This window comes from Tardiphaga robiniae, assembly GCF_001618955.1.
GTDB classification, from domain to species: Bacteria; Pseudomonadota; Alphaproteobacteria; order Rhizobiales; family Xanthobacteraceae; genus Tardiphaga; species Tardiphaga robiniae_A.
The window spans coordinates 181,870-204,774 of sequence record NZ_LVYV01000001.1 but is presented as its reverse complement, the minus strand read 5'-3'; the positions used below and the strand labels follow the sequence as shown (position 1 = coordinate 204,774).

The following is a 22,905-nucleotide window of genomic DNA, read 5'->3' as shown; positions in this document are numbered from 1 at the left end:
TCCATAACCTCCCAGCATGTGATGAAGCGATGCGGTTAGCTCCACGGATCAACAGTAAGACGGCGTGTCTGGATCCCCGCCCCGCGTGCGCCAAAGGCGCACTAGGCGGGGATGACATGCGGAGAGTACTGCGTGCGATCGCAGGCGTTTTCGCCCTGCTGTTCGCTTTCACAGCCAGCATCACCGCCGCCTCCGCCCACCCGCATGTCTTCGTCACGGCATCGAGCGAGTTGATCTACGCGCCGGATGGCACCATCACCGGCGTGCGCCATGCCTGGGTGTTCGACGATATGTTCTCGACCTATGCCCTGCAGGGTATCGAGAGCAAAACAAAGGGCGTCTATACCCGTGAGGAGCTGGCGCCGCTGGCCCAAACCAATGTGGAGTCGCTGAAGGAATTCGCCTTCTTCACCTTCGCCAAGGTCGAGGGCAAGAAGCAGCGCTTCAACGATCCCGTCGATTACTATCTGGAAAAGCGTGATGCAGCTCTGGTGCTGCACTTCACACTGCCGTTCAAAACGCCGTTCAAGGCGAAGAAGATGGAACTCGAAATCTTCGATCCGAGCTTCTTCGTCGATTTCGGCCTCGAGAAGAAAGATCCGATCAAGCTGGCCGGCGCGCCGGCCTCCTGCACGATGGCGATCCAGCGCCCGTCGGACGGCGCCGCCAAGGCGCAGACGATGAATGAAGACACCTTCATGAGTGGTGAGAACAGCAATTACGGCGCGATGTTCGCCAACAAGATCACGGTCGATTGCCCATGATGCTCCAGAAAATGACGATCCGCCGCGTGTTGTGGGCCTGCGCTGTGCTCGCGGCGGTGTCGCTGATCACCGATGGCGCGCTTCATGACGCATTGGCGCAGAATCCATTCGGTGCGCCGAAGGGCCTGCCGGACTCGCAGGTCGGCGGCATCATCGGCTGGCTGCTGACCAAGCAGTCCGAATTCTATCGCGCGATGTCCTCGACCATCCGTGTAGCGAAGTCCGACGGCAGCGCGGTGTGGACGCTGCTGGCGATCTCCTTTGCTTACGGCATCTTCCACGCCGCCGGCCCCGGCCATGGCAAGGCGGTGATCTCGTCCTATCTGGTCGCCAATGAAGAGACGGCCAAGCGCGGTATCATATTGTCCTTCGTCTCGGCGCTGATGCAAGCGCTGGTGGCGGTGCTGATCGTCGGCATTGGTGCCTGGTTGCTGAATGTCACGGCCAAGACCATGTGCAGCACCGAGCGCTGGGTGGAAATCGCGAGCTACGGCCTCATCGCGGCATTCGGCGCGCGGCTGGTCTGGAGCAAGGGGCGCGGTTTTATCCGCGCCTTGCGACCGTCGCTGCCGGCTGCCGGGCCGCAGCTCGTGATGGCGCATGCCAGCGCTTCCGCCCACGCGCACGATCATGGTCATGACCATCATCACCACGATCATCATGGACACGCGCATGCTCATGCGCACGCCCATACGGCGCATGCCGAGGCGACGGCTTCAGCACATGCGCACCATGACCACAGTCATCACGATCACGTTCACGACGAGCATTGCGGCCATTCGCACGGCCCGACCCCGGATCAGCTCGCCGGCCCCGGCGGCTGGGCGCGCGGACTGTCGGCGGTGTTCACGGTGGGCATCCGGCCGTGTTCCGGCGCGATCCTTGTGCTGGTGTTTGCGCTGGCGCAGGGCATGTTCTGGGCCGGCATCGCCGCCACCTTCGTGATGGGTCTGGGAACGGCGATTACGGTGGCGACCATCGCCGTCATCGCTGTTTCCGCCAAGGGTCTCGCCGGCCGTCTGGCCGGTGGCCGCGACGGCAGCGGTGCGCTGGTGATGCGCGGGATCGAATTCGGCGCGGCCGCGCTGGTGATGCTGTTCGGCGTCGGCCTGTTGCTGGGCTATGTCGCGGCCGAACGCGTCACCTGCTTCTAATCGCTGTCCTGCCCGTCATGGACAGTCCGTCGTCTTGACAAGGTCCAGCCAAAGCGCGAAGCCACCGGCATCATGACAAATGTCGTTTCCCTCGAGCATCCACCGGCCTCCACCCTGGAGATACCGGAACGCGTCGGCGTCCTGCTAGTCAATCTGGGAACTCCCGACACGGCGGATACCCGCGGCGTCCGCGTCTATCTCAGAGAGTTCCTGTCCGATCCGCGCGTGATCGAGAACCAGGGCCTGCTGTGGAAGCTGATCCTCAACGGCATCATCCTGACCACGCGGCCGCGCCGTAAGGCCAAGGACTATCTCAAGATCTGGAACACGGAGAAGAACGAGTCTCCGCTGAAGACGATCACCCGTGCGCAGTCCGACAAGCTCGCGGCGTCACTCGATAGCCATACCCATCTCGTGGTGGATTGGGCGATGCGCTACGGCAATCCGTCCATTCGCTCGCGCATCGCTGAACTCACCGCAAAGGGCTGCGACCGCATTCTGGTGGTACCGCTCTATCCGCAATATTCGGCGGCGACCTCTGCGACCGTCTGCGACGAAGTGTTCCGCGTGCTCGGTACCATGCGTGCGCAGCCGACGCTGCGGGTCACGCCGCCTTATTATGACGAGCCGGATTATATCGGCGCGCTGGCGACCTCGATCGAGAAGCATCTGGCGACGCTGTCATTCGTGCCGGAAATGATCGTGGCGTCGTTCCACGGCATGCCGCAGAAATACATCGACAAGGGCGACCCCTATCAGGCGCAATGCGTGGCCACGACCGAAGCGCTGCGCAAGCGGCTCGGGCCGGATGCGCCGAAGCTGCTGCTGACCTTCCAGTCGCGTTTCGGCTTCGATGCCTGGCTGCAGCCCTATACTGACAAGACCATCGAGCAGCTCGCCAAGGACGGCGTGCGTCGCATTGCTGTCGTAATGCCGGGCTTCTCGGCGGACTGTCTGGAGACGCTGGAAGAAATTGCGCAGGAGAATTGCGAGATCTTCATGCATAATGGCGGCGAGCAGTTCTCCGCGATCCCCTGCCTCAACGACAGCGACGAGGGCATGGATACGATCCGCCAGCTTGTGCTGCGCGAGCTGCAAGGCTGGATCTAGAAGCCATCAAGCTCCGTGGTCCGCGGAGTTTCCTCGCGCAGACGTGACGGCGCTCGCTTTTCCCGGTCTCGAACCTTAAAATCCTCCCCGACGACAAAACAACGAGACGCCGTGCGTCGCGCGTCCATTTTGCCGCAGGGAGACTTTGATGTCCGGTTTCGACATTTTCGCCATTGCCATTGTGCTGCTGATCATCTTCACGCTGTTCGCCGGCGTGAAGACCGTGCCGCAGGGCTATGACTGGACCATCGAGCGCTTCGGCAAATTCACACGCACGCTTTCGCCGGGCCTCAACCTCATCATCCCGTATTTCGACCGCGTCGGTCGCAAGATGAACATGATGGAGCAGGTGATCAGTATTCCCGAGCAGGAAGTGATCACCAAGGATAACGCCACCGTCACCGTGGACGGCGTCGCGTTCTTCCAGGTGTTCGACGCGGCCAAGGCGAGCTACGAGGTCTCCGATCTCAATCAGGCGATCATCGTGCTGACCATGACCAATATCCGTTCGGTGATGGGCGCGATGGATCTCGATCAGGTGCTGTCGCATCGCGACGAGATCAACGAGCGGCTCTTGCGCGTTGTCGATGCCGCCGTCTCCCCATGGGGCCTCAAGGTCAATCGCATCGAGATCAAGGACATCGTGCCGCCAGCAGACCTCGTCGAAGCCATGGGCCGGCAGATGAAGGCCGAACGCGTCAAGCGCGCCGATATTCTGCAGGCCGAGGGCCAGCGCCAGTCGGAAATTCTCCGTGCCGAAGGTGCCAAGCAGGGCCAGATCCTGCAGGCGGAAGGGCGCCGCGAGGCTGCGTTCCGTGACGCCGAGGCACGCGAGCGTTCCGCAGAGGCCGAAGCCAACGCAACGCGGGTGGTGTCGGAGGCGATTTCGAAGGGTGACGTTGCGGCGCTGAATTACTTCATCGCCGACAAATACATCAAGGCGTTCGGCCAGCTTGCGGAATCGCCGAACCAGAAGGTCATCATGCTGCCGGTGGAAGCCATGAGCATGCTGGGCTCGCTGGCCGGCATCGGCGAGATCGCCAAGGCGACCTTCGGCGAGAACTCGACCTCGGCCCAGGCTGCTGCGCGCCGCAGCGGATCAGTGCCGCCGGCGGGTACGACCCCGTCGTCACCGCAACGCTGAGACCGCTTCAATGGCCGAAATGTTCGTTACTTTGGGCACCTGGAACTGGTTGATCTTTGGCGTGCTGCTGATGGCGCTGGAGCTGCTGGCGCCCGGCGTCTTCATGTTCTGGCTCGGGCTATCTGCATTTCTCGTCGGCGTGCTGTCCTTCATCGTCACGCCGTCCTGGCAGGTGCAGATCCTGCTGTTCGGATTGTTCGCTGTCGCCGCGGTTCCGCTGTGGCGGCGCATCGCGCGTCAGAAGCCCGGCACCAATCCCAACCCGTTCCTCAACAAGCGCAGCGACGCGCTGGTCGGCCGTATCTGCACGCTGGATCGGCCGATCATCGACGGCGAGGGCATCGTACGCATCGACGATACGGTCTGGCGCGTCAGTGGCCCGGATACGCCCGCGGGGACAAAGGTGAAGATCGTGAGGGCCGACGGGGCGAGGCTGACGGTGGACGTGGCCTGATCCCACGCTGTCATTCCGGGGCGTGCGCAGCGCTAGCTGCGTGCGAACCCGGAATCTCGATATGAGACGATGAACATCTTGAGGTTCCGGGCCTGCATCAGCCGGCTTCGCCGCCCGCTGTATCCCGGAACGACAGCGAATTTAAGCCACGCCTGCCCGCAGCAGATCGTGCAGATGCACGATGCCGACGGGCTTCCGCGCATCCGTCACCAGCAGCGCGGTGATCTTCGACGAGTTGAGGATTTCCAGCGCTTCGCCGGCGAGCAGGTCGCGGCTGATGGTCTTCGGGTTCCTGGTCATGACCTCGTCGACCGAAACGGTCATCAGGTCGGCGCGCATGTGACGGCGCAAATCGCCGTCGGTGACGATGCCGACCACATGGCCGTTGCCATCGGTGATGCCGACGCAGCCAAAGCCCTTCGAGGACATTTCCACCAGCGCATCGGACATCTTGGTGCCGAGCGGCTTGAGCGGCACGGCGTCGCCTGAATGCATGAGGTCACGGGTGTATTTCAGCATCGCGCCCAGCTTGCCGCCGGGATGCAGCACGCTGAAATCCACCGAGGTAAAGCCGCGGCCTTCCAGAAGCGCGATCGCGAGCGCGTCACCCATCGCCAGCATCATTAGCGACGAGGTCGTGGGGGCGAGATTATGCGGGCAGGCCTCGCGCGCCTTCGGCAGCGTCAGCGCGACATCGGCTGCCTCGGCCAGCGTCGAGGTGGCTTCGGAGGTGATCGCGACCACGCCGATCCTGAAACGCTTGGCATAGGTGATGAGGTTCTTCATTTCCGGCTGCTCGCCGGACCACGACAGCGCCATGATGACGTCGTCGGGCGTGATCATACCGAGATCGCCATGGCTGGCTTCGGCGGCGTGGACGAAGAAGGCGGGTGTTCCGGTCGAGGCGAAGGTCGCGGCGATCTTGCGGCCGATATGGCCGGACTTGCCGAGGCCGGTGATGATCAGGCGGCCCCGAGCCTTGAGGATCAGGTCGGCGGCGGCGACGAAGGCCGGGCCGAGGTCGGATTGCAGCGCGGTGGCCAGCGCGGTGACGCCGCTGGCTTCGGCCTCCAGCGTGCGGAGCGCCGAGGCAATCGCTTCAATGGCCTGATCGCTCATCGCTGCCGTCGTTTTCGTCGGAAGGCCGGGTGTCTTGGAGAGGGGCATCAATCGCATCCTGCGGCCGTAAATTGTCCGGCTGTGTCGTTCTCCTCTTAGCACGGCGCGGTGGTCCCCGTGAAACCCTGCCGATGGCGATCTCAACGGGCCATTAACCATAAGCGTTTTAACTCCCTTAACCATGAATTCCCGTGCGCGCCTCCGGCGTCGTTCTTGGTGATCTTGTTAAGATTTTGATAGTGTTGGAGTTTTTCTGATCGTGAGGATGGGTCGAGTACGCGACCGCCGCAACCGCGCCTGGCTCAACGGTGCGGTTTCAGCATGTCTGTGCCTGAGCCTCCTCACGCCATCTCCGGCATTCTCGCAAGCATTGACGTCAGACCTCCTGGCGCCGGTCCCGGGCGGTTTCGTGTCACCGCAGAATCTGCCGACGCGCCGGACGACGGATGCGCCGTTCCAGCCAACTGGAACGCTGCAGACCAGCCAGCTATCGCCGGATCGCATCCCGCAGTCGATCATCACGCCGCCGGTGCCCGCTGCATCGGGCGCTGCCGGCACCGGGTTCGATGCGCTCAACCGCAAGCGCAAGCAGACCAAATATTATCCGGGCGCGAAGAAGCCGAAGCCGCCAGTGGGGCCTGGCAGCCCGCCGCCGCCGCTGGTGCCCGAAACGCGGCCGTCACCGCCATCGGCCAAGGCTGCCAAGCCTCCCGTCGCCCCATCGGTTGCCGGCACGGTGGTCGGTCAGCCGCCGCGCCGGCGATTGCCGGTGGATCCAGATCCTTACGCGCCGACCGGCGTGCGCGTCGGCAGCTTCCTCGTGAAGTCGGCCGTGGAGATCTATGGCGGCTACGACAATAACCCGGCGCGCTTCGTGCAGCCGAAGGGATCGTCGTTCTACAAGGTCGCGCCGGAATTGCTGGCCGCGACCGACTGGACGCGGCATTCGATCATCGTTGATCTGCGCGGTTCCTTCACCGGCTACGAGAAGGAGTTTCCGGCGGCGCCATTCCAGATTTCACCGGCACCTGAGAATGTCGATCGCGCCGAATTCAACGGCAAGATCGCCGGCCGCCTCGATGTCGCGCGCGACCTGCGCGTCAACAGCGAGGCGCGCATGCGCGTCGGTGCGGATAATCCGGGTAGCCCGAACATTCAGGCCGGATTGAAGGATTTCCCGCTGTTCACCACCACCGGCGGTTCGCTGGGGATCGAGAAGGATTTCAATCGCCTTCAGATCAAGGTCGATGGCCTCGTCGACCGCACCGTCTATCAGGATTCGAAACTGACCGACGGCACCCAGACCACCAATATCGATCGTAATTTCAACCAGTATGGCGGCATTGGTCGCGCCAGTTACGAAGTGCTTCCGGGCTTGCGTCCGTTCGCCGAAGTCCAGGGCGATGTACGCGTGCATGACGTGCCGGCGGACCGCTTCGGCTATCTCAGGGATTCCAGCGGCGGCTATATCAAGGCCGGCACCACCTTCGAATTCACGCGCCTGCTGACGGGCGAGGCGTCGATCGGATATGCAGCGCGCAGCTATACGGATACACGGCTCGAGGTTCTCAAGGGCCTGCTGACGTCAGCGTCGCTGATCTGGTCGGTCTCGCCGCTCACCACGGCGAAGTTCATCTCGACCACGTCGATCGACGAAACCACCGTGCCTGGCGTTCCCGGCATTCTGACGCGCACCTATACGGTGGAAGCTAGCCATGACTTCCGGCGCTGGCTCACTGCGGTGGGCAAGTTCACTTACGTGACGCAGGATTATCAGGAAAACTTCCGCTTCGATAAGATCTACTCGCTGCAGGGCGATCTCGTTTACAAGCTGAACCGTGAAATCCAGCTCAAGGCGCAGGTACGCCGCGATATCCTGGATTCAAACATCCTTGGCGCGAGCACGGCCTCGACCGTGGTCATGCTGGGCGTAAGATTGCAGCGATAGCAGCCGGAAGCTATGTCGCTCGGCTCAATTCCACTTCCGCATGACCTTGGCTGTCTTTCGGCGAAATTTTACACCGGAGCCATCGGGCAATCGGATGGCAATGAAGCCGGCTGCAATACAGGCCTCACGCTGCGGCATGTGCTCATCGGGCGCGCGCTCGGTCTCCCACCACGAGGCCCGGTGCGACGCGCGCGGCAGCGCGTCGTCGATGATCTCCTCGATCGCATCCATGCTCAGCACGAATTCGTCCTTGGTCTGGCTGGCCAGGTAGGCGCGGAGCAGGTCGTAGTCAGGCACGGAATTGTCCTCGGTATAATCTCGCAAACGTCATACGCGCCCCCGCGATCAGGCGCTACAGCGCGATTTCAGTAAATCGACACCGGAAGTGCGTCATCCGAGCATTTTCCGCAACCGTTCGTTAACGCCGTGTGGAACCCAAAGGCGGTACTTAAGCGCTCGGCAAGCATTCGCGTGCGATCCGTGGGGTACGGAGCACATTTATGAAGTCGGGGAATGCAAGCACGGGAATTCGACGCTGGCCGTTATCGGCCAAGCTGTTGATTCTGTCGTCGCTGGTCACGATCCTCGGCTTCTCGGCTGTTTGCGGCTCTGTGATGCTCGACATGCGCCGTGGCGAGGAAGCGCTGGCGCGGCAGACTGCCGAGAACCTTGCCACCTCCATCGATTCTGATATCGGCAGAACGGTTGAACAATACGATCTGTCGTTGCGCGCCGTCATTTCCGGTATCAATACGCCCGAGATCGACAAGCTCAGCAAGGAAATGCGCCAGCTGATCCTGTTCGACAACGCGGCATCAGCGCGCCAATTCGCATCCATTCAGGTGTTTGATGCGCATGGCGATCTTATCATCGATGCGGCATCGCTCGATCCCGCCAAGCAGAGCAGTGCCGATGAAGAGTTCTTCAAGGTGCACAAGTTCGATGGCGAGCGCGGGCTCTATGTCAGCAAACCGATGCTGCACCGGGGCGCGTATTCTGTCGTGCTGAGCCGCCGCATCACCGACATCGATGGCAATTTTGCCGGCGTCGTCGCGGGTGCGATCCGGTTCGCCTATTTTCATGATCTGTTCGGCCGCTTGCGGCTGAACAAGGACGACAACATCACGGTGATCCGCCGCGACGGCGTAGTGATCATGCGTACGCCGTTCGATCTCGACGTGGTCGGCAGGGATCTGAGCAAGACCCCCGGCGTGATGCGGGCGCTGAGCCGGTCCAACGGGTCGTATTCGGGCGTCGGTGTCGTTGACCAGATCGAGCGCCTCTATGTGTGGCGCGACAGCGGTCGGCCGTTGCTCGTGATCGTCGGCCGACCGTGGGCCGGCATCTACAGTCTGTGGTATCAGCAGGCGATCAAGATCGGCGGCATCATGCTGGCGCTGATTATCTTCATCACCGCAGTGACGCTGTTCCTGGCGCGCGAAATAGGCCGCCGCGCACACGCAGAGCACAAGCTCGAAGAACTGGCCACGACGGATGGTCTCACTGGCCTGCGCAATCGCCGCAAATTCGATGCGGCGATGGAGCTGGAATGGCGTCGCGCCATCAGGCATTCACGGCCGATGGCACTGCTGTTGATCGACGCCGACCATTTCAAGGTTTTTAACGACAGCTTCGGTCATCAATCCGGAGACACTGCCCTGATCGCGATCGCGAATTGTATCGCAGGAGCGGCGAAGCGGGCCGGCGACTGTGCCGCGCGCTATGGCGGGGAAGAGTTCGCCGTGCTGCTGCCCGGTGCGACCGTGCAGGATGCCTATGAGGTTGCCGAAACCATTCGACGTCGCGTCGAGCAGGTGCCGGCCGATCCTGCGATGCTCACGGTCAGCATCGGCGTCGCCAGCGTGAAGCCGCTGGTGACGATGGAGTGGACGGGACTGGTCGAAGCTGCCGACAAGGCGCTCTATGCGGCGAAGGCCGCAGGCCGCAACCAGTGTGTCATCGCAGGCGATGCGCACCAGGCGATTGCAGCCTAGCGCTTACTCTCCGAGGTAACGCAGCATTTCGGCGCGCAGACCTTCGCGCAGATCAGGGCGTTGCAGGCCGAACGCGATATTGGCGCGCAGGAAGCCCGACTTCGAACCGCAATCGTGCCGCTCGCCTTCGAATTCCACGCCGTAGAACGACTGGCTCTTGGCGAGGCCGATCATCGCATCGGTGAGCTGAATTTCGCCACCCGCGCCGCGCTCCTGGGTCTCCAAAATCTTGAAGATCTCCGGCTGCAGGATGTAGCGGCCGGTAATCGACAGGTTGGACGGCGCGGTGCCCTTCGGGGGTTTCTCGACCATCCCGTCGATGGTGAAAGCGGCCTCGTGGGTTGGGTGGCGCTCGCCGACACCGCAGATGCCGTATTGATGCGTCATGTCCATCGGGACTTCCTCGACGGCAACGAGGTTGGATTTTTCGCCAAGCGCTCCCGCGATATCGACCATCTGCTTCAGGCAGCCCGGGGAATTCAGCACCAGCTCATCCGGCAGCACCACGGCGAAGGGCTCATTGCCGACGATATCGCGGGCACACCAGACAGCATGGCCAAGCCCGAGCGGGGCCTGCTGGCGCGTGAAGCTCATAGCGCCGGCGGCAGGCTGGGACAGTGCCAGCTGTTCGATCTCGGCAGACTTGTTGCGGCTCTTGAGTGTCTCGTCGAGCTCGAACATGCGGTCAAAGTGATCTTCGATGATGCCCTTGTTGCGGCCGGTAACGAAGATGAAATGTTCGATGCCAGCCTCGCGGGCTTCGTCGACCACATATTGGATCAACGGCCGATCGACGATGGTCAGCATTTCCTTCGGCATGGCCTTGGTGGCGGGAAGGACGCGGGTGCCGAGGCCGGCGACCGGAAAAACGGCTTTGCGAATTTTCATCAGGGGACTTTGCAATGACCTTGGAGGGGAGCGACGCAGGCAGGCCAACGAAGATTGCGCCTGCTGGTTCCGTTTGCAACCGGGAACAAAGGCGGATGTGTGGTGCAGGGCTACGTGTCTGCAATTATCCTGTCCGGGCACGCTGCCGCATTCGCCGGGATGGCTGAAATTGGGTAGTGTTAAGTGGATGGAAACCCCGACCGGGCCTCCTGTCATCGCACAGTCATGGCCGGATTCCGGCCGGCTTCTTGAGATGGATAATGATGAAATCTGCGACGAAGATGGTGCGTAGCCTGACATGCGGTGTCGCTGCGCTCGGCGTGGTTTTGCTCGCGGGCGGATGGCCCGATGCGGCGTGGGCGCAAGGCAAGAGCGGCCCTTTCAGCCTGTTCGACAATATCTTCACGGGATCGTCCCAGACGCAGGATCCGCCGCCGCAGGCAGCCGTGCCCAGTGCGTCCGGTGTGCAGCCATGGAGCGGCGAGGACGGCGCATCCGGCCATCCGCTGATGACTGCACAGGCGATCCGCGAGGCCGCTGGTAATTTCGACAACTGCATTGCCGGACTGTGGCCTGATGCCGCACGCCGCGGCATCTCGCAGGACAGCTACCAGCGTTTCACCGCCGGGCTGACGCCGGATCTGCGAATCATGGACCTGATGGATTCGCAGCCGGAATTCACCAAGGCGATCTGGGACTATCTCGACATCCTGGTGAACGACAACCGCATGGCCAAGGGTCGTGAGGTGCTGGCGCAGTACAAGACGATCTTTGACGCAGCCGAGAAGGCCTACGGTGTCGATCGCTACATTATCGCGTCGATCTGGGGCATCGAGTCGAACTACTCGACGATGATCGGCGATCGCAGTGTGCTGCGCTCGACGGCGACGCTGGCCTGCGTCGGCCGCCGTCAGGCCTATTTCAAGGATGAGTTTCTTGTTGCTCTGGAAATCCTGCATCGCGGCGACCTGAGGCCTGAACAGATGCGCGGCTCCTGGGCCGGCGCATTCGGGCCGACCCAGTTTATGCCGACCGCGTTCAAGCGCTTCGCGGTGGACGGCGACGGCGACGGTCGCCGCGACGTGGTGGACAATCCGACCGATCTGATTTTCTCGACCGCCAACAACCTGAAAAAGGATGGCTGGCAGAGCGGCCAGACCTGGGGCTACGAGGTCGTCGTGCCACAAGGCTTTAACTACATGCTAGCCGACAAGGCCAGGGCGATGACGCTGCCGCAGTGGGAACAGCTCGGCCTCAAACGCGCCAACAACCAGCCGTTCCCGAAGATGGCCGAGAAGGCCTACCTGCTGGCTCCCGCAGGTTCGCAGGGGCCGGGCTTCCTGATGATGACGAATTTCCGCGTCATCATGAAATACAACCCGGCTGAAGCCTATGCGATGGCTATCGGCCATTTTGCCGATCGCCTGCGCGGCGGTCCACCCTTCGTGCAGCCATGGCCCCGTCAGGAGCGCGTGCTGTCCCGCGCCGAGCGGCTCGAGCTACAGCAGCTGCTGGCGCAACGCGGCTTCTACAAGGGCACACCGGACGGCCAGTTCGGCGGCCAGACCCGCGAAGCCTTGCGCAATTTCCAGGCCTCCGTCGGCGCGCCCGCCGACGGGTTTGCATCATCGGAGATGCTGGACCGGCTCCGGGTGAGATAAGCGCCCTGCGCAGAGGGCCATAGCGCATAACATTATACCGCAGTGCAGCATGCGTGTTAGGCTGATCCCCTTGATACATTCGTTGGGGACTATCGATGTTGAACAGGCGCGCGCTGCTGGCCGGATTGTCGGCAAGCCTTCTTCCATTTCAGGCCAAAGCGGCGTGGCCGGAGCGGTCCATTACGCTGCTGCATGGTTTCGCGCCGGGCGGCGGGACCGATGCGACCTCGCGCGTGCTGGCCGAAGGTCTGTCGAAAATCCTCGGCCAGACGGTGGTGGTCGAAACCAAGCCCGGCGCCGGCACGACGCTCGCCGGGGCGCAGCTCGCCCGCTCGGCGCCTGACGGCTACACGATCTCGCTGATCACCGCGACCTATGGTGCGTCGTCGGCCTTCTACAAGAGCCTGCCTTACAAGCCGGTCGATGACCTGAAAGGCATCTGCCAGGTCTCCGAAGCGCCCTACATGTTTTCGTGCAATGCGGACGCGCCGTTCAAAAATCTCGCCGAGCTAATCGCTTCTGCAAAGAAGCAGCCGGACAAGCCGCTCACTTACGGCACGCCCGGTGTCGGCTCCGGTCCGCATCTTATCGTCGAGCAGATCGGGCAGTTGGCCGGCGTGAAGTTTCAGCACATTCCGTTCCGCGGCGGTGCGCAGGCCGTGGTCGAAGTCCTCGCCGGGCGCATCGACTTCATGGTCGATCCGCCGATCTCGATGATCGAGCAGATCAAGGCCGGCAAGTTCCGCGCGCTGGCCGTGACCACGGCCGAACGCTTCCCGTCTTTCCCCGATATTCCCACCGTGGCCGAAGCGGGCTTTCCCGGCTACGCCGCGCCGGGCTGGTACAGCCTCGTTGGCCCGATCGGCGTTCCCGATGACGTCGTGGCAAAGTTGAACGCTGCGACGGTCACGCTGCTCAAGGATGAGAGCGTGAAGGAACGCCTGCTGTCGCTCGGCAGCCAGGCGAAGGCCTCACAGCCGAAGGAGGTCATAGATCTCCTCGCCTCCGACGTGAAGCGCTGGAGCGAGGTGCTGGAGAAGGCAAAGATCGAGCGGATCTAGAATGCACACAGGCGCGCTGCATCGTGCGGCGCGCCTGTCTTTGAATGGCAGGTTATTCCGCCGCTTGCTGCGCGACGGTCGGCGCATTGCCGGCGACGGTGGCGCGGCGCATGTCGCGCGGCTGCGACTGGTCGTAGCGGCGGACGCGATGCATGGTCTGGCGATTGTCCCACATCACGAGGTCATGCAGCGTCCATTTGTGGACATAGACGAATTGCGGCTGCGTGGCGTGCTCGTTGAGATCGCGCAGCAGCACGCGGGCTTCGGGCACCGACATGCCCTGGATCGCACCGGCATGGGATGACAGATACAGCGACTTGCGGCCATGCACCGGATGCGTGCGCACCAGCCGCTGCAGCACCGGCTTGAACATCTCTTTCTCTTCGTCGGTGTAGTCGAGAAAGCCGAGCGCACCGCGCGAGGTCATCAGCGAGTGTTCGCAGATCATGTCCTCGATCTCGACCTTGGTGTCGTTGTCGAGCGCATCATAGGCCGCGCGCATGTCGGCGAATTCGGTATTGCCACCCTTCGGATTGACCACGCGCGCCGACAGCAACGAGAATTTTGCCGGAATCGGCCGGAAAGAGCTGTCCGAATGCCACAGGCAGTTGCCCAGATTGAAGAGATGAGCGCGGCTGTCTTTCGGCAGCGGCTTGCCGTCCTTGCCGAGATTGGATACGTCGGCGAGACCCGATGTCAGCCGGTAGTCTTCCTTCTTGGTGACGGAGCCGCCTTTTCGGTTCTCTCGCTCGCCGAAATTCTGCGCGAAAGCGAGTTGTTGTTCGTCGGTGATATCCTGCTTCGGGAATATCAGGACGGCGTAGTCATCCATGCCGCGCTCGATGGCGACGGCATCGTCGGGGCTGACCGGCTTGGTCAGATCGACGCCGGTCACTTCGCCGACGAACAAGGGATGCAGTTTGCGGATCGTCACGGGCATTGCAAATTTCCTCCGTGTGGAATGGTTGACCCATTCGATTGCGGCTTCCGATCATGTCGGGCCGCTTGAGAAAAATGCTACGCCCGTGCGGAGTGATGTCAATCGGCGCGAATGCAGTTACGCATTGCGTGCCATGAGGCCGCCGTCGACCGGGATCACCGCGCCTGTGATATAGGACGCGGCCGGCAGGCACAGGCTTAGCGTCATATGCGCGACTTCTTCCGGATCGCCGTAACGGCGCAGCACGGTGCGGCGTTTGGCGAAGATCACTTTGTGTTCGTCGCTGATACGCTCGGTGATCCCCGTCGTGATCGGCCCGGGACAGATGCAGTTCACCGTGATGCCGTCGCGGCCGAGTTCCACCGCGAGCGAACGCGTGAGGCCGGTAACGCCGGCCTTCGCTGCGGAATAGGGGCTGTGCAGTGCGGTCGCGCCGAGCGCTTCGGTGGAAGCGATATTCACGATCCGCGGCGATGGCGATTTGCGCAAGTGAGGCAGCGCGGCGCGGATAATGCGCTGGTGTGAGGTCAGCATCACGGCGATGGCGCGATCCCACGCGGCATCATAGCCGTCCTGGTCGATAGCTGTGCTGACCGAGATGCCCGCATTGTTGACGATGATGTCGAGGCTGCCGAAATGCGCGGCGACGTCGCCGACCACCGTACGAATGCGATCGGGATCGGCGACATCGAGCGTCCATGCGCGAGCGCTTCCGCCGCTCTCCGTGATCGCGTCAACGACAGCGGCAATGCCGTCTGCCGAAATATCGGTGACGGCAACATTGGCGCCTTCCGCCGCGAATACGCGTGCAGTCGCCCGGCCCATGCCGCTTGCGGCACCGGTGACGAGTACGGTGAGGCCGCGGACCGAGCGGCTGAGCTGTTTGAAATCCGACAAGGCTATCCTCCGAATTTGTACGCCTTCATGATGAGGCTTGATCGAAGGCTTGCACTGATCGACGACGCGGTCAAACATGCGCTGATAAAATCAAGAAGGACGATCAGGGATGAACGAACTCGATTTCAGCGGCCAGCAGGTGCTCATCGTCGGAGGATCAAGCGGCATCGGCAATGGTATGGCGCAGGCATTTCGTGCGCGCGGTGCACGCGTGCATGTGTGCGGTACGCGCGCGAAGGCCAGCGACTACACGGTCGATGAGGGTTCCGATCTCGACGGGCTCGGCTACAGCCAGCTCGATGTGAGCAGTGCAGCGGCCATCGAAGCATTCGATCCGAAGCTCGATCGGGTCGATGTGTTGATCCTCGCGCAGGGGGCCGTGATCTATCGTCGCGGCGAGTTCGAGATGGATGGCTTCCGCAAGGTGATGGAAGTCAACCTGATGAGCCTGATGGGTTGCGCGACGAAATTTCATGCGCAGCTCAAAGCAAGCAACGGGCGATTGATCATTGTCAGTTCTACCGCGGCCTATCATGCGACCAAGGGCAATCCTTCCTACAATGCGTCGAAGACCGGCGCAGTTGGGCTCACGCGCACATTGGCGCAGGCGTGGTCGGAAGACGGCATTCGCGTCAACGGTATCGCGCCGGGGCTCGTTGACACCAAGATGACAAAGGTCACGACAGCCGATCCGAAGCGGCTGGAAGGCGCGATTGCCAGGATCCCGCTGCAGCGTCTCGGCACGCCTGCCGATATGGCCGGCGCTGCATTGTTCCTAGCGTCGCCGCTGTCAGCCTATGTTTGCGGTCATACGCTCGTCGTCGATGGCGGTTTGATCCTTTAAATTCGAGGCGCCTGCATCGCGGCGGAACCAGTACTGGCTTCAGGCATTACACCGGCGAGAATTTCCTCACGGAGTAATGGACATGGACAAGGACCGTATTGCGGGCGCAGCCAAGGATGCGGCCGGCAAGGTTGAAGGTGTGATCGGCCGAGCCACGGGCGACGAGCGGACTGAAGCCTCGGGCCGCGCGCGCGAAGCGACGGGCACCGTGCAGAACCTGTACGGCCAGGCCAAGGACGCCGTGCGCGATGCATCCGATGCCGCCACAAGCTATGCCAAGGATGCGCTTGACAGCGATGTCTATCGCGATGGCACGCAGGCAATCACCGCCAAGGTCCGCGACAATCCGCTGGGCTCGCTACTCATCGCAGGCGGTATCGGCTTTGCACTGGCGATGCTGATGACGCGTCCGCCGCGCCGTCGTCCGAACCGTTTCGGTTATTGATAGCAGATCGCGGCTGACACAACGGACGCCGCAGAAGCGTCAGCAGTCGTGTTCGACAAAACGTCCAAGAAAGTATCCAGAAGCAAAAATCCCTCAGCCCGAAAAGGTTGAGGGATTTTTTGAGGTTGAATTTTTCGCGCGGTTAGCGCGTGAAGAAACCGGAGGGGGCGGAGGCGGCGGGGCCGACATTGGCCGGCGGACGCGGGCCAGGTGCCTGGGCCGGCCGGGGGCGCTGCGGCACTAGCTGGACGGGCGCGCGGCGCGGCTCGTCGAACCCGAAGAAGCTACCGAAGGATGACGGCGTTTCGGTGGCGACGACGGGCTTCGGCTTTTTCTTCGGCGCGGTTGGCGGCGCCGTGACGGGGACAACGCCATCCGGTCCGGTTGCCGCAGCAGTCGTGCCGCTCGTCCCTGATGTGGTCGGGGTGACTGCGGCCACAGGCACATCGCCCTTGGCCTGTTCGCGGCCGATCTCGCGGCGCGGCCAGGCGAAGTCGTCGGCGCGGCCGGCGGGCGCGGCGAGTGGCTCGCCTTTGACCAATACACGCGCGACCAGTGCATCGACACTCACCGGCTTCACGCCGGGGCCGCCGAGCAGTTGATCGGTGCCGACGGAGGAGGCGACGAGGGGAACGATAGGCCCGGCCAGCGGACGCGGCGCCGGCGCGCCGGGCACGGCATTGAGGTCCGGCGTCGCAGGCTCGCTCGGCAGCGCGATCGGCGCGGAGCGGCCGGAGAGCAGGCGGGTGATTTCGCGCTCAACGTAATGCGCCATCTTGCGGGCGCCGGCCTTGGTGAAATAGACGCCGTCGGCCGAGCGCAGCCGGCGGATCTGGCCTTCGAAATCCGGGCCCTGCTGCAGGAAGCGGCCAGCCTCGTCGACGAAGCCGTCCCAGATATCGACATAGGTGATGCCGGCCTTGGTCGCGGCCTCGCGATAGAGATTGTCGAGATAGAGCATGTCGGCGGTCGCCTTGGTGCCGCGCACCGCCGGCAAGCCGACCCACAGCACGGGCACGCCCTTCGCCTTCACGACATTGATCATCTCCTCGATCTTCTTCGAGTAAAGCTCGCCCCAGCGCTCGTCGCGGAAATCGACCATGCCGCCGGTGCGCGCGCCGCGCTCGGTCGCGATCGAACCGGGATCGGGAATATCCGCATCGTCCGCCTCGGGCTCGGCCGGCTTGTCGCCGGGCTTCACTTCCGCGGCGCTGTCCTTCTTCTCGTCCTTCTTGGCGCCCTTCTTCACGGCGGCCCTGTCGGGCTCGCGGATCGCGACACGGTCATTGAGGCCGAGCATGACGACAATGGCATCGGGCTTCTCGGTGGCGAGAATGCCCTTGGCCGCCGCGGCCCAATCGGCGGGATCGCCCTTCGGCTGATAGCGCAGCAGGCCGGAGACGGTCTTGTGCTTGCGGATCACGCCCATGTCGGGCTGTTCGGCATAGGCGTCCTCGAGGCCGTAAGCGAGCCAGTCGGCCATGCTGTCGCCGAGCACCAGCACGTTGCGCTCGGCCGGGGCATCGCGTTTTTCCGGCGATGGTGCGCGCGAATAGTCCTCGCGCGGAGCGGCCCGCTTCGGCGCCTGTTGCTGCTGGAACGGCGCGAAAAACGGACTGTCATTGCCGCCGCCGAACCAGCCGAAGCCGCCACCGCCGCCCTGCGGCACATTGCGCTGCGGACGCGGAGGAGGTTGCTGCGGACCGCCGAAACCGAAAAATTGCGCCGACGCGGGAGCCACGATGCCGATCAGCAGGCCCAGCGCTACGGCGAGCACCATCAGCGCGCCCTTTTCGGCACGCCAGTGGTCGATCCGCCATCTCGGCAAGTTGGGCTTCTGTGACATGCGCCTCGACCGCAATCGGAGGGTCTGCAGACCCGGGTTCCCGCTCGACATACTACCGGATTCGGGCCGCAAGCGGGCAGCCGCGATCCCGCCATCAAGCGCCGCCCGGCGTTAACGTCAAGCAAATCCCGGAACTTTTCGCGGCAGGGTGAACGGCGAGGCCACCGCCAAGGCCTGTGCCGAACAAAGTGGCAATCCCGGAGTTGTCGTGACAAATCAGGGAGGTTTGCCATGAAGTCGCTGCTGCTGTTCGTTGCGCTCGTTTTCGCGCTGCCCTCATGGGCTTCCGCAGATACCCCCGGCAAGGACTGGATGACCGCACAGCAGGTCACAGAAAAGCTGCGCAGCTTGGGCTATACCGAGGTCAGGGAGCTCGAAGCCGACGACGGTCATTGGGAAGCCGATGTCGTGAAGGACGGCCGGATCTTCGAGGTCCATGTCGATCCGCATAGCGGCGCGCTCACCAAGAACGAACCCAAGCATTGACGCGGGCAGGCTCGTCTATTTTATTTCCAGAGCCCCAAAGACTGCCATTTCGCGGGTGGAATGACCGTTCCCGTCTTGTAGGTGAAATCCAGCACCGTCTTGTGGTCCGGCGTCGCCTTGCAGGTGAAGGCGACCTGCATCCATTTGCCGCCCGCGCGATAGGCGCCGCCTTTGGCGATCAGCGTATTGCCGAGATGCTGCGGCGGCACCAGCGCGTCGGACTTCGCGCGCTCGACACGCGGGCCGCCCTTGCTGATCCGGCGCATCGCCTCGAAGTCGCAGACCTGCTCCAGCCGGGTCTTGGGATCGAGCTTGCCGAGGGCCGCCATGAAGCGGGCATCGCTGGCATGGGCCTGTGCGGTGAGCGCCACGAGGCCGAGCGGAAGAAGCAGGAATTTCATGCGGGAAGGGACAACACGTTTGGAAGGATGAACCGGCGGGATGATATCCGCTTAGCGTGTCCGGAGGTTGCTGGCTACCCACCTTGAGATGCGCCGTGCGGCCGGTCGCGCTGTGCGAGTCCCGGTCATGAATGGGATCGACGCGCGCACGCGCCGTCTGTCCCGCGCCGCCGCGCAAGTTGGTCTTCCGGTGGTCCCTTTGATGTGAGGGGGATGAAGCGCCGAAAGGCGCAACTTTGTAGTCAGTGGCGCGTCCCGTCGGCTGCCTGCGACAGCGACCTTCGGTGCGCGCACGCCTTTCGGCGCTCCATCGCGGCTTTTCTGTTCCCGGGGCCGTGCTTCCGGGTACTGGGTACGGGCATCGTGCCCGTCATCCGGCCGGCTTTCGCCAGCCTTCACCCGCACCCGTCCAGCCGCAAGCGGCAGAGCCCCGTAGTGGGCCCGGACGGCTACCCAGGACCTCCCGAGTCCGTGCTTGCGAGGCACGTCCGCGGGCGCCGCACCCTGTCCCACCTCCAAAGACGCCCTCGAGAAGCGCCCCTCGTTGGACAGGGTGAGGGGAATATAGTCTCAATTGAGCGTGGTTGTCAAGTTGGAGTGGCCCTTTTGAACGTCATGGCACTCGTAAGCAATGTGTTGAGCGGGCCGTGTGCACCCCAACTCGCCTTCGCGTTACCTCGTTCAACCGATGGCCAGGCTCTGGAGGAAAAGTATATGGCTGTTTGAATGTAGCTGGAGACAGAGGTGTAGATGGAAAAAAGGTTCTTTCGACGGGCATGATCTCCAAATCTACCGACGTAAATTGCAGCGACAGCCCGCAGAGCATCATGTCGCGTCGCATCCTTGAGAATTCGTAGCGCGATCTTTATGGGACCGTCATCCTGCGGCTTTTTTTGAAGCAACGCTGCGATAATCCACATCTTCTGCCAATCTCGGAGAGAAGTATCGGCGAGGAGCTCCGAAAGCAATTCAGTGACCTCATCTTTCTCTAAGAATTTAGAGAGATATGACGCATAAATTTGTGACATCGAAGGGCGCTTCTTGAACGCGTCTAGCACGTGCGACACCGCATAGTCCGATGCTGCCTTGGAGAATAATGGTAGGCAGAATCTCTCGATATTCTCTTCTTGGCCAGGGTACTCGGAGAGAGAATCGAAAAGGACTTTAGTTGCTTTTAACTCCAGTTCTTCATCCTCATCCTCATCCTCATTCTCTTCTTCATTGTCATCATCCTCGTCCCACTCAGATTGAAATCCGTAGTCTGCATCGAAGTCATTGTCCTCAACTTGATTTGATATCTCTTCGACAGCATCCGCAAATAAGGCCTCTAGATCTGGCTCCTCCGTTAATAGAGATGCTTTCGGCATTATTACGGATTTGGCTTCGTTCAGGGCTAGGTCATAAACTCGCAAATGAGGTATCAATTTGCGTCAATTATGGGAGCGGCCTGATCTCCCAGTGCTTGATAGAAGAGGCGGTCGTTTGGAAGTAAAATACTTCCTGGGCGAGAAAAGGGAGGTCCACCTCTTCTTGACGGCACCACGACGCGCATTCCCTGCGATTTAGGCACCTCGATTGTAACGGGGACGCTGGGGCTAAAGGCACCGGATTTTAGATCAGCTTTTAGCTGCTTGATCACTTCCTGCCCTGCTCTGCCGCAAATGAGTCGTAGGTGCGGGGCGAAAATGAAATCAGATCGCATGTCATGGATGACGCGACTGAGCGCAAGATCCCAGTCGATACTGGCAATGAACGCGCTATCGAGTCCAAATGGCTCGCCTGATTTAATATCGGCCATCTCTTTCGAACCCTTATAGCACTTTTTCAATTTAGATGTGTGCCGGCTCCAATTGCAACATTTAAGTGTCTATGTGATCGCGATGCCATTCAGAGCGTAATCCTCTTCGGTTCGCGAGTGTTCGTTGTTGACGTCGACCGTGAGCGGGATGCGTTCTTGCGCGGCGAGGGATTTCGCGTAATGCGGTTCTGGAATTTCGAGGTCGACTAGAATTTGCCGGGGTTAATGGAAGCGGTGGTGACCACATTGGGCACCCCCACCCGACCGGCCTGACGGCCGGCAATGGCGGGGGAGGGAAAAGAAAGAGCCCCGACACTTTCGTGTCGAGGCTCTTGAGCGTTGGCACAATGTGAGTTGCGAGCGCCCTTACCTCGGCAGCGTCGTCGTTCCCATCAGCGCCTGATCGATGGCGCGGGCGCAGAGACGTCCCTCACGGATTGCCCAGACCACCAGCGACTGGCCGCGGCGCATGTCGCCGGCGGAGTACACTCTGGGCAGCGAGGTGGAGAAGTCGGTCGTCGCGGCGCGGACATTGCCGCGCTGGTCGAGATCGACGCCGAGGGTCTTCAGCATGCCTTCGTGGACGGGATGGACGAAGCCCATCGCCAGCAGCACGAGATCGGCCTGCAGCGCAAATTCCGAGCCGGGGATCGGCTTGAACTTGTCGTCGACCTGCACGCAGTTCAGCTTGGTGACCTTGCCGTCGGCGCCTTCGAAGCTCTGGGTCAGCACGGCGAATTCGCGCTTGGCGCCTTCGGCCTGGCTCGACGAGGTCCGCATCTTCAGCGGCCAGTTCGGCCAGGTCAGGCCCTTGTTCTCCTGCTCGGGCGGAGCCGGCATGATTTCGAGCTGGGTCACCGACAATGCACCCTGACGCAGCGAGGTGCCGATGCAGTCGGAACCGGTGTCGCCACCGCCGATGACGACGACATGCTTGCCTCCGGCGAGAATTTCCTTGATGTCGCCGAGCGGCTCGTTGCCGACGCGGCGATTTTGCTGCGGCAGGAAGTCCATGGCGAAATGGATGCCGTCGAATTCGCGGCCCGGGATCGGCAGGTCGCGGCCGTGCTCGGCACCGCCGGTCAGCGCGATGGCTTCATATTCCTTGAGCAGCTCGGCGGGATCGATGGCGCCGGGCGAGGTGCCGCCGACAGCCTTGCCGTAATGGAAGGTGACGCCTTCGCCTTCCATCTGGGCCACACGCCGGTCGATGATGTGCTTTTCCATCTTGAAGTCGGGAATGCCGTAACGCATCAGGCCGCCGGCCTTGGCGAACTTCTCATAGACATGGACGTCGTGGCCGGCGCGCGCGAGCTGCTGTGCGCAGGCCATGCCGGCGGGACCGGCACCGATCACGGCGACCTTGCGGCCGGTCTTCACGGCGGAGACCTGCGGCTTCAGCCAGCCATTGTCCCATGCCTTGTCGACGATGGCGCATTCGATGGTCTTGATGGTGACCGGGTTGTCATCGATGTTCAACGTGCACGAGGCTTCGCACGGTGCCGGACAGATGCGGCCGGTGAATTCCGGGAAGTTGTTGGTCGAGTGCAGGTTGCGCGAGGCTTCTTCCCAGTTGCCGCTATAGACGAGGTCGTTCCAGTCCGGGATCTGGTTGTTGACCGGGCAGCCGGGTGTGCCGGGCTGAACCGAGCCGGTGCCGTGGCAATAGGGAATGCCGCAATTCATGCAGCGCGCGGCCTGGTCGCGGGTGTCTTTCTCGCTGAGCGGAATGACGAACTCGTTATAGCCCTTCAGGCGCTCGGTAACCGGCGCGTACTTGCGGTCGTGACGATCGATTTCCAGAAAACCCGTGATCTTGCCCATTACAACTGACGCCTCTGCAGTCTGTCCCACCGTCATCCCGAGCGTTACGCATTGGCGCGCCTCGAAGGATGATTTGCTTGTTTCGATCTCAGTCCCGCCGCCTGATGAGGGCGGCGGTTCAGTCCGT

At 62.2% G+C, this 22,905-nt stretch carries 23 protein-coding genes; 13 read left to right on the top strand and 10 right to left on the bottom strand.

Annotated elements, in window-relative coordinates; all coding sequences use genetic code 11:
• Positions 1-116: 116 nt before the first annotated feature.
• From A4A58_RS00965 to A4A58_RS00945, 5 genes are all read left to right on the top strand, one after another.
• A complete protein-coding gene (locus tag A4A58_RS00965; protein WP_068728980.1) occupies positions 117-764 on the top strand; it encodes a DUF1007 family protein in 648 nt (215 codons plus the stop codon).
• Complete coding sequence (locus tag A4A58_RS00960) at positions 764-1,918, top strand: nickel/cobalt transporter (protein ID WP_068730356.1); 1,155 nt, start codon at positions 764-766, stop codon at positions 1,916-1,918. The genes A4A58_RS00965 and A4A58_RS00960 overlap by 1 nt, the downstream gene beginning before the upstream one ends.
• 72 nt (positions 1,919-1,990) lie before the next feature.
• On the top strand, positions 1,991-3,028 hold the full coding sequence (gene hemH / locus A4A58_RS00955) for a ferrochelatase (protein WP_068728978.1): 1,038 nt from the start codon (positions 1,991-1,993) through the stop codon (positions 3,026-3,028).
• 148 nt (positions 3,029-3,176) lie between these two features.
• Positions 3,177-4,172: an SPFH domain-containing protein gene (locus A4A58_RS00950; protein WP_068728977.1), complete on the top strand. Its 996-nt coding sequence runs from the start codon at positions 3,177-3,179 to the stop codon at positions 4,170-4,172.
• A gap of 10 nt (positions 4,173-4,182) precedes the next feature.
• Positions 4,183-4,626, top strand: a complete 444-nt coding sequence (locus A4A58_RS00945) for an NfeD family protein (protein ID WP_068728975.1) — start codon at positions 4,183-4,185, stop codon at positions 4,624-4,626.
• A 141-nt stretch (positions 4,627-4,767) separates the two neighbouring features.
• Here the strand turns inward: A4A58_RS00945 and A4A58_RS00940 are convergent, their stop codons facing one another.
• On the bottom strand, positions 4,768-5,745 hold the full coding sequence (locus A4A58_RS00940; RefSeq protein ID WP_433993607.1) for a KpsF/GutQ family sugar-phosphate isomerase: 978 nt from the start codon (positions 5,743-5,745) through the stop codon (positions 4,768-4,770).
• A gap of 265 nt (positions 5,746-6,010) precedes the next feature.
• Between A4A58_RS00940 and A4A58_RS00935 the strand changes: the two genes are divergently transcribed.
• Entirely contained in the window at positions 6,011-7,693 is a 1,683-nt protein-coding gene (locus A4A58_RS00935; RefSeq protein WP_068728971.1) for an outer membrane beta-barrel protein, read from the top strand.
• Positions 7,694-7,717: 24 nt separating this feature from the next.
• Here A4A58_RS00935 and A4A58_RS00930 read toward each other — a convergent pair whose 3' ends face one another.
• Positions 7,718-7,990 (bottom strand): hypothetical protein, encoded by a 273-nt coding sequence (locus tag A4A58_RS00930; RefSeq protein ID WP_068730355.1) that lies wholly within the window; start codon positions 7,988-7,990, stop codon positions 7,718-7,720.
• A gap of 203 nt (positions 7,991-8,193) precedes the next feature.
• On the opposite strand from A4A58_RS00930, the gene A4A58_RS00925 reads away from it, so the two are divergent.
• On the top strand, positions 8,194-9,687 hold the full coding sequence (locus A4A58_RS00925; RefSeq protein WP_068728969.1) for a sensor domain-containing diguanylate cyclase: 1,494 nt from the start codon (positions 8,194-8,196) through the stop codon (positions 9,685-9,687).
• A gap of 3 nt (positions 9,688-9,690) precedes the next feature.
• Here the strand turns inward: A4A58_RS00925 and A4A58_RS00920 are convergent, their stop codons facing one another.
• A complete protein-coding gene (locus A4A58_RS00920; RefSeq protein WP_068728967.1) occupies positions 9,691-10,575 on the bottom strand; it encodes a UTP--glucose-1-phosphate uridylyltransferase in 885 nt (294 codons plus the stop codon).
• 263 nt (positions 10,576-10,838) lie between these two features.
• Between A4A58_RS00920 and A4A58_RS00915 the strand changes: the two genes are divergently transcribed.
• Both A4A58_RS00915 and A4A58_RS00910 read left to right on the top strand, forming a co-directional pair.
• Positions 10,839-12,236 carry a lytic murein transglycosylase gene (locus tag A4A58_RS00915; protein WP_081421719.1) on the top strand — a complete coding sequence of 466 codons (1,398 nt, stop codon included), beginning with the start codon at positions 10,839-10,841 and terminating at the stop codon, positions 12,234-12,236.
• 95 nt (positions 12,237-12,331) lie between these two features.
• Positions 12,332-13,297 (top strand): Bug family tripartite tricarboxylate transporter substrate binding protein, encoded by a 966-nt coding sequence (locus A4A58_RS00910; RefSeq protein ID WP_068728965.1) that lies wholly within the window; start codon positions 12,332-12,334, stop codon positions 13,295-13,297.
• A 52-nt stretch (positions 13,298-13,349) separates the two neighbouring features.
• Here the strand turns inward: A4A58_RS00910 and A4A58_RS00905 are convergent, their stop codons facing one another.
• Positions 13,350-14,237, bottom strand: a complete 888-nt coding sequence (locus A4A58_RS00905; protein ID WP_068728962.1) for a TauD/TfdA dioxygenase family protein — start codon at positions 14,235-14,237, stop codon at positions 13,350-13,352.
• Between the two features lie 117 nt (positions 14,238-14,354).
• Entirely contained in the window at positions 14,355-15,134 is a 780-nt protein-coding gene (locus A4A58_RS00900) for an SDR family NAD(P)-dependent oxidoreductase (protein ID WP_068728960.1), read from the bottom strand.
• A 109-nt stretch (positions 15,135-15,243) separates the two neighbouring features.
• Here A4A58_RS00900 and A4A58_RS00895 point away from each other — a divergent pair, with 109 nt between their 5' ends.
• Together A4A58_RS00895 and A4A58_RS00890 are read left to right on the top strand one after the other, a co-directional pair.
• Positions 15,244-15,978, top strand: coding sequence for an SDR family NAD(P)-dependent oxidoreductase (locus A4A58_RS00895; protein ID WP_068728958.1), 735 nt, complete (start codon positions 15,244-15,246; stop codon positions 15,976-15,978).
• 82 nt (positions 15,979-16,060) lie between these two features.
• Entirely contained in the window at positions 16,061-16,423 is a 363-nt protein-coding gene (locus tag A4A58_RS00890; RefSeq protein ID WP_068730353.1) for a CsbD family protein, read from the top strand.
• A 142-nt stretch (positions 16,424-16,565) separates the two neighbouring features.
• On the opposite strand, the gene A4A58_RS00885 is transcribed toward A4A58_RS00890, so the two are convergent.
• Positions 16,566-18,269, bottom strand: a complete 1,704-nt coding sequence (locus tag A4A58_RS00885; RefSeq protein WP_068728955.1) for an SGNH/GDSL hydrolase family protein — start codon at positions 18,267-18,269, stop codon at positions 16,566-16,568.
• A 231-nt stretch (positions 18,270-18,500) separates the two neighbouring features.
• Here A4A58_RS00885 and A4A58_RS00880 point away from each other — a divergent pair, with 231 nt between their 5' ends.
• The gene (locus A4A58_RS00880; RefSeq protein WP_068728953.1) at positions 18,501-18,755 is read left to right on the top strand and encodes a PepSY domain-containing protein; all 255 of its coding nucleotides are present in this window, start codon (positions 18,501-18,503) and stop codon (positions 18,753-18,755) included.
• 20 nt (positions 18,756-18,775) lie between these two features.
• Here A4A58_RS00880 and A4A58_RS00875 read toward each other — a convergent pair whose 3' ends face one another.
• The 3 genes from A4A58_RS00875 to A4A58_RS30135 form a co-directional block, all read right to left on the bottom strand.
• Positions 18,776-19,156 carry a DUF930 domain-containing protein gene (locus tag A4A58_RS00875; RefSeq protein ID WP_068728950.1) on the bottom strand — a complete coding sequence of 127 codons (381 nt, stop codon included), beginning with the start codon at positions 19,154-19,156 and terminating at the stop codon, positions 18,776-18,778.
• A 587-nt stretch (positions 19,157-19,743) separates the two neighbouring features.
• Positions 19,744-20,523 (bottom strand): hypothetical protein, encoded by a 780-nt coding sequence (locus A4A58_RS00870; RefSeq protein ID WP_068728948.1) that lies wholly within the window; start codon positions 20,521-20,523, stop codon positions 19,744-19,746.
• A gap of 53 nt (positions 20,524-20,576) precedes the next feature.
• Positions 20,577-20,954, bottom strand: a complete 378-nt coding sequence (locus A4A58_RS30135) for a hypothetical protein (protein WP_139069763.1) — start codon at positions 20,952-20,954, stop codon at positions 20,577-20,579.
• A 39-nt stretch (positions 20,955-20,993) separates the two neighbouring features.
• Here A4A58_RS30135 and A4A58_RS31780 point away from each other — a divergent pair, with 39 nt between their 5' ends.
• Positions 20,994-21,164 (top strand): DUF559 domain-containing protein, encoded by a 171-nt coding sequence (locus A4A58_RS31780; protein ID WP_433993600.1) that lies wholly within the window; start codon positions 20,994-20,996, stop codon positions 21,162-21,164.
• Between the two features lie 156 nt (positions 21,165-21,320).
• On the opposite strand, the gene A4A58_RS00865 is transcribed toward A4A58_RS31780, so the two are convergent.
• The gene (locus tag A4A58_RS00865; protein ID WP_068728946.1) at positions 21,321-22,778 is read right to left on the bottom strand and encodes a glutamate synthase subunit beta; all 1,458 of its coding nucleotides are present in this window, start codon (positions 22,776-22,778) and stop codon (positions 21,321-21,323) included.
• Positions 22,779-22,905: the final 127 nt, after the last annotated feature.

Bases quoted from the DNA above. Each gene is read 5' to 3' on its own strand.
- A4A58_RS00965 (WP_068728980.1), top strand. From the start codon at position 117: ATGCGGAGAGTACTGCGTGCGATCGCAGGCGTTTTCGCCCTGCTGTTC.
- A4A58_RS00960 (WP_068730356.1), top strand. From the start codon at position 764: ATGCTCCAGAAAATGACGATCCGCCGCGTGTTGTGGGCCTGCGCTGTG.
- hemH (WP_068728978.1), top strand. From the start codon at position 1,991: ATGACAAATGTCGTTTCCCTCGAGCATCCACCGGCCTCCACCCTGGAG.
- A4A58_RS00950 (WP_068728977.1), top strand. From the start codon at position 3,177: ATGTCCGGTTTCGACATTTTCGCCATTGCCATTGTGCTGCTGATCATC.
- A4A58_RS00945 (WP_068728975.1), top strand. From the start codon at position 4,183: ATGGCCGAAATGTTCGTTACTTTGGGCACCTGGAACTGGTTGATCTTT.
- A4A58_RS00940 (WP_433993607.1), bottom strand. From the start codon at position 5,745: ATGAGCGATCAGGCCATTGAAGCGATTGCCTCGGCGCTCCGCACGCTG.
- A4A58_RS00935 (WP_068728971.1), top strand. From the start codon at position 6,011: ATGGGTCGAGTACGCGACCGCCGCAACCGCGCCTGGCTCAACGGTGCG.
- A4A58_RS00925 (WP_068728969.1), top strand. From the start codon at position 8,194: ATGAAGTCGGGGAATGCAAGCACGGGAATTCGACGCTGGCCGTTATCG.
- A4A58_RS00920 (WP_068728967.1), bottom strand. From the start codon at position 10,575: ATGAAAATTCGCAAAGCCGTTTTTCCGGTCGCCGGCCTCGGCACCCGC.
- A4A58_RS00915 (WP_081421719.1), top strand. From the start codon at position 10,839: ATGAAATCTGCGACGAAGATGGTGCGTAGCCTGACATGCGGTGTCGCT.
- A4A58_RS00910 (WP_068728965.1), top strand. From the start codon at position 12,332: ATGTTGAACAGGCGCGCGCTGCTGGCCGGATTGTCGGCAAGCCTTCTT.
- A4A58_RS00905 (WP_068728962.1), bottom strand. From the start codon at position 14,237: ATGCCCGTGACGATCCGCAAACTGCATCCCTTGTTCGTCGGCGAAGTG.
- A4A58_RS00895 (WP_068728958.1), top strand. From the start codon at position 15,244: ATGAACGAACTCGATTTCAGCGGCCAGCAGGTGCTCATCGTCGGAGGA.
- A4A58_RS00890 (WP_068730353.1), top strand. From the start codon at position 16,061: ATGGACAAGGACCGTATTGCGGGCGCAGCCAAGGATGCGGCCGGCAAG.
- A4A58_RS00885 (WP_068728955.1), bottom strand. From the start codon at position 18,269: ATGTCACAGAAGCCCAACTTGCCGAGATGGCGGATCGACCACTGGCGT.
- A4A58_RS00880 (WP_068728953.1), top strand. From the start codon at position 18,501: ATGAAGTCGCTGCTGCTGTTCGTTGCGCTCGTTTTCGCGCTGCCCTCA.
- A4A58_RS00875 (WP_068728950.1), bottom strand. From the start codon at position 19,156: ATGAAATTCCTGCTTCTTCCGCTCGGCCTCGTGGCGCTCACCGCACAG.
- A4A58_RS00870 (WP_068728948.1), bottom strand. From the start codon at position 20,523: ATGCCGAAAGCATCTCTATTAACGGAGGAGCCAGATCTAGAGGCCTTA.
- A4A58_RS30135 (WP_139069763.1), bottom strand. From the start codon at position 20,954: ATGGCCGATATTAAATCAGGCGAGCCATTTGGACTCGATAGCGCGTTC.
- A4A58_RS00865 (WP_068728946.1), bottom strand. From the start codon at position 22,778: ATGGGCAAGATCACGGGTTTTCTGGAAATCGATCGTCACGACCGCAAG.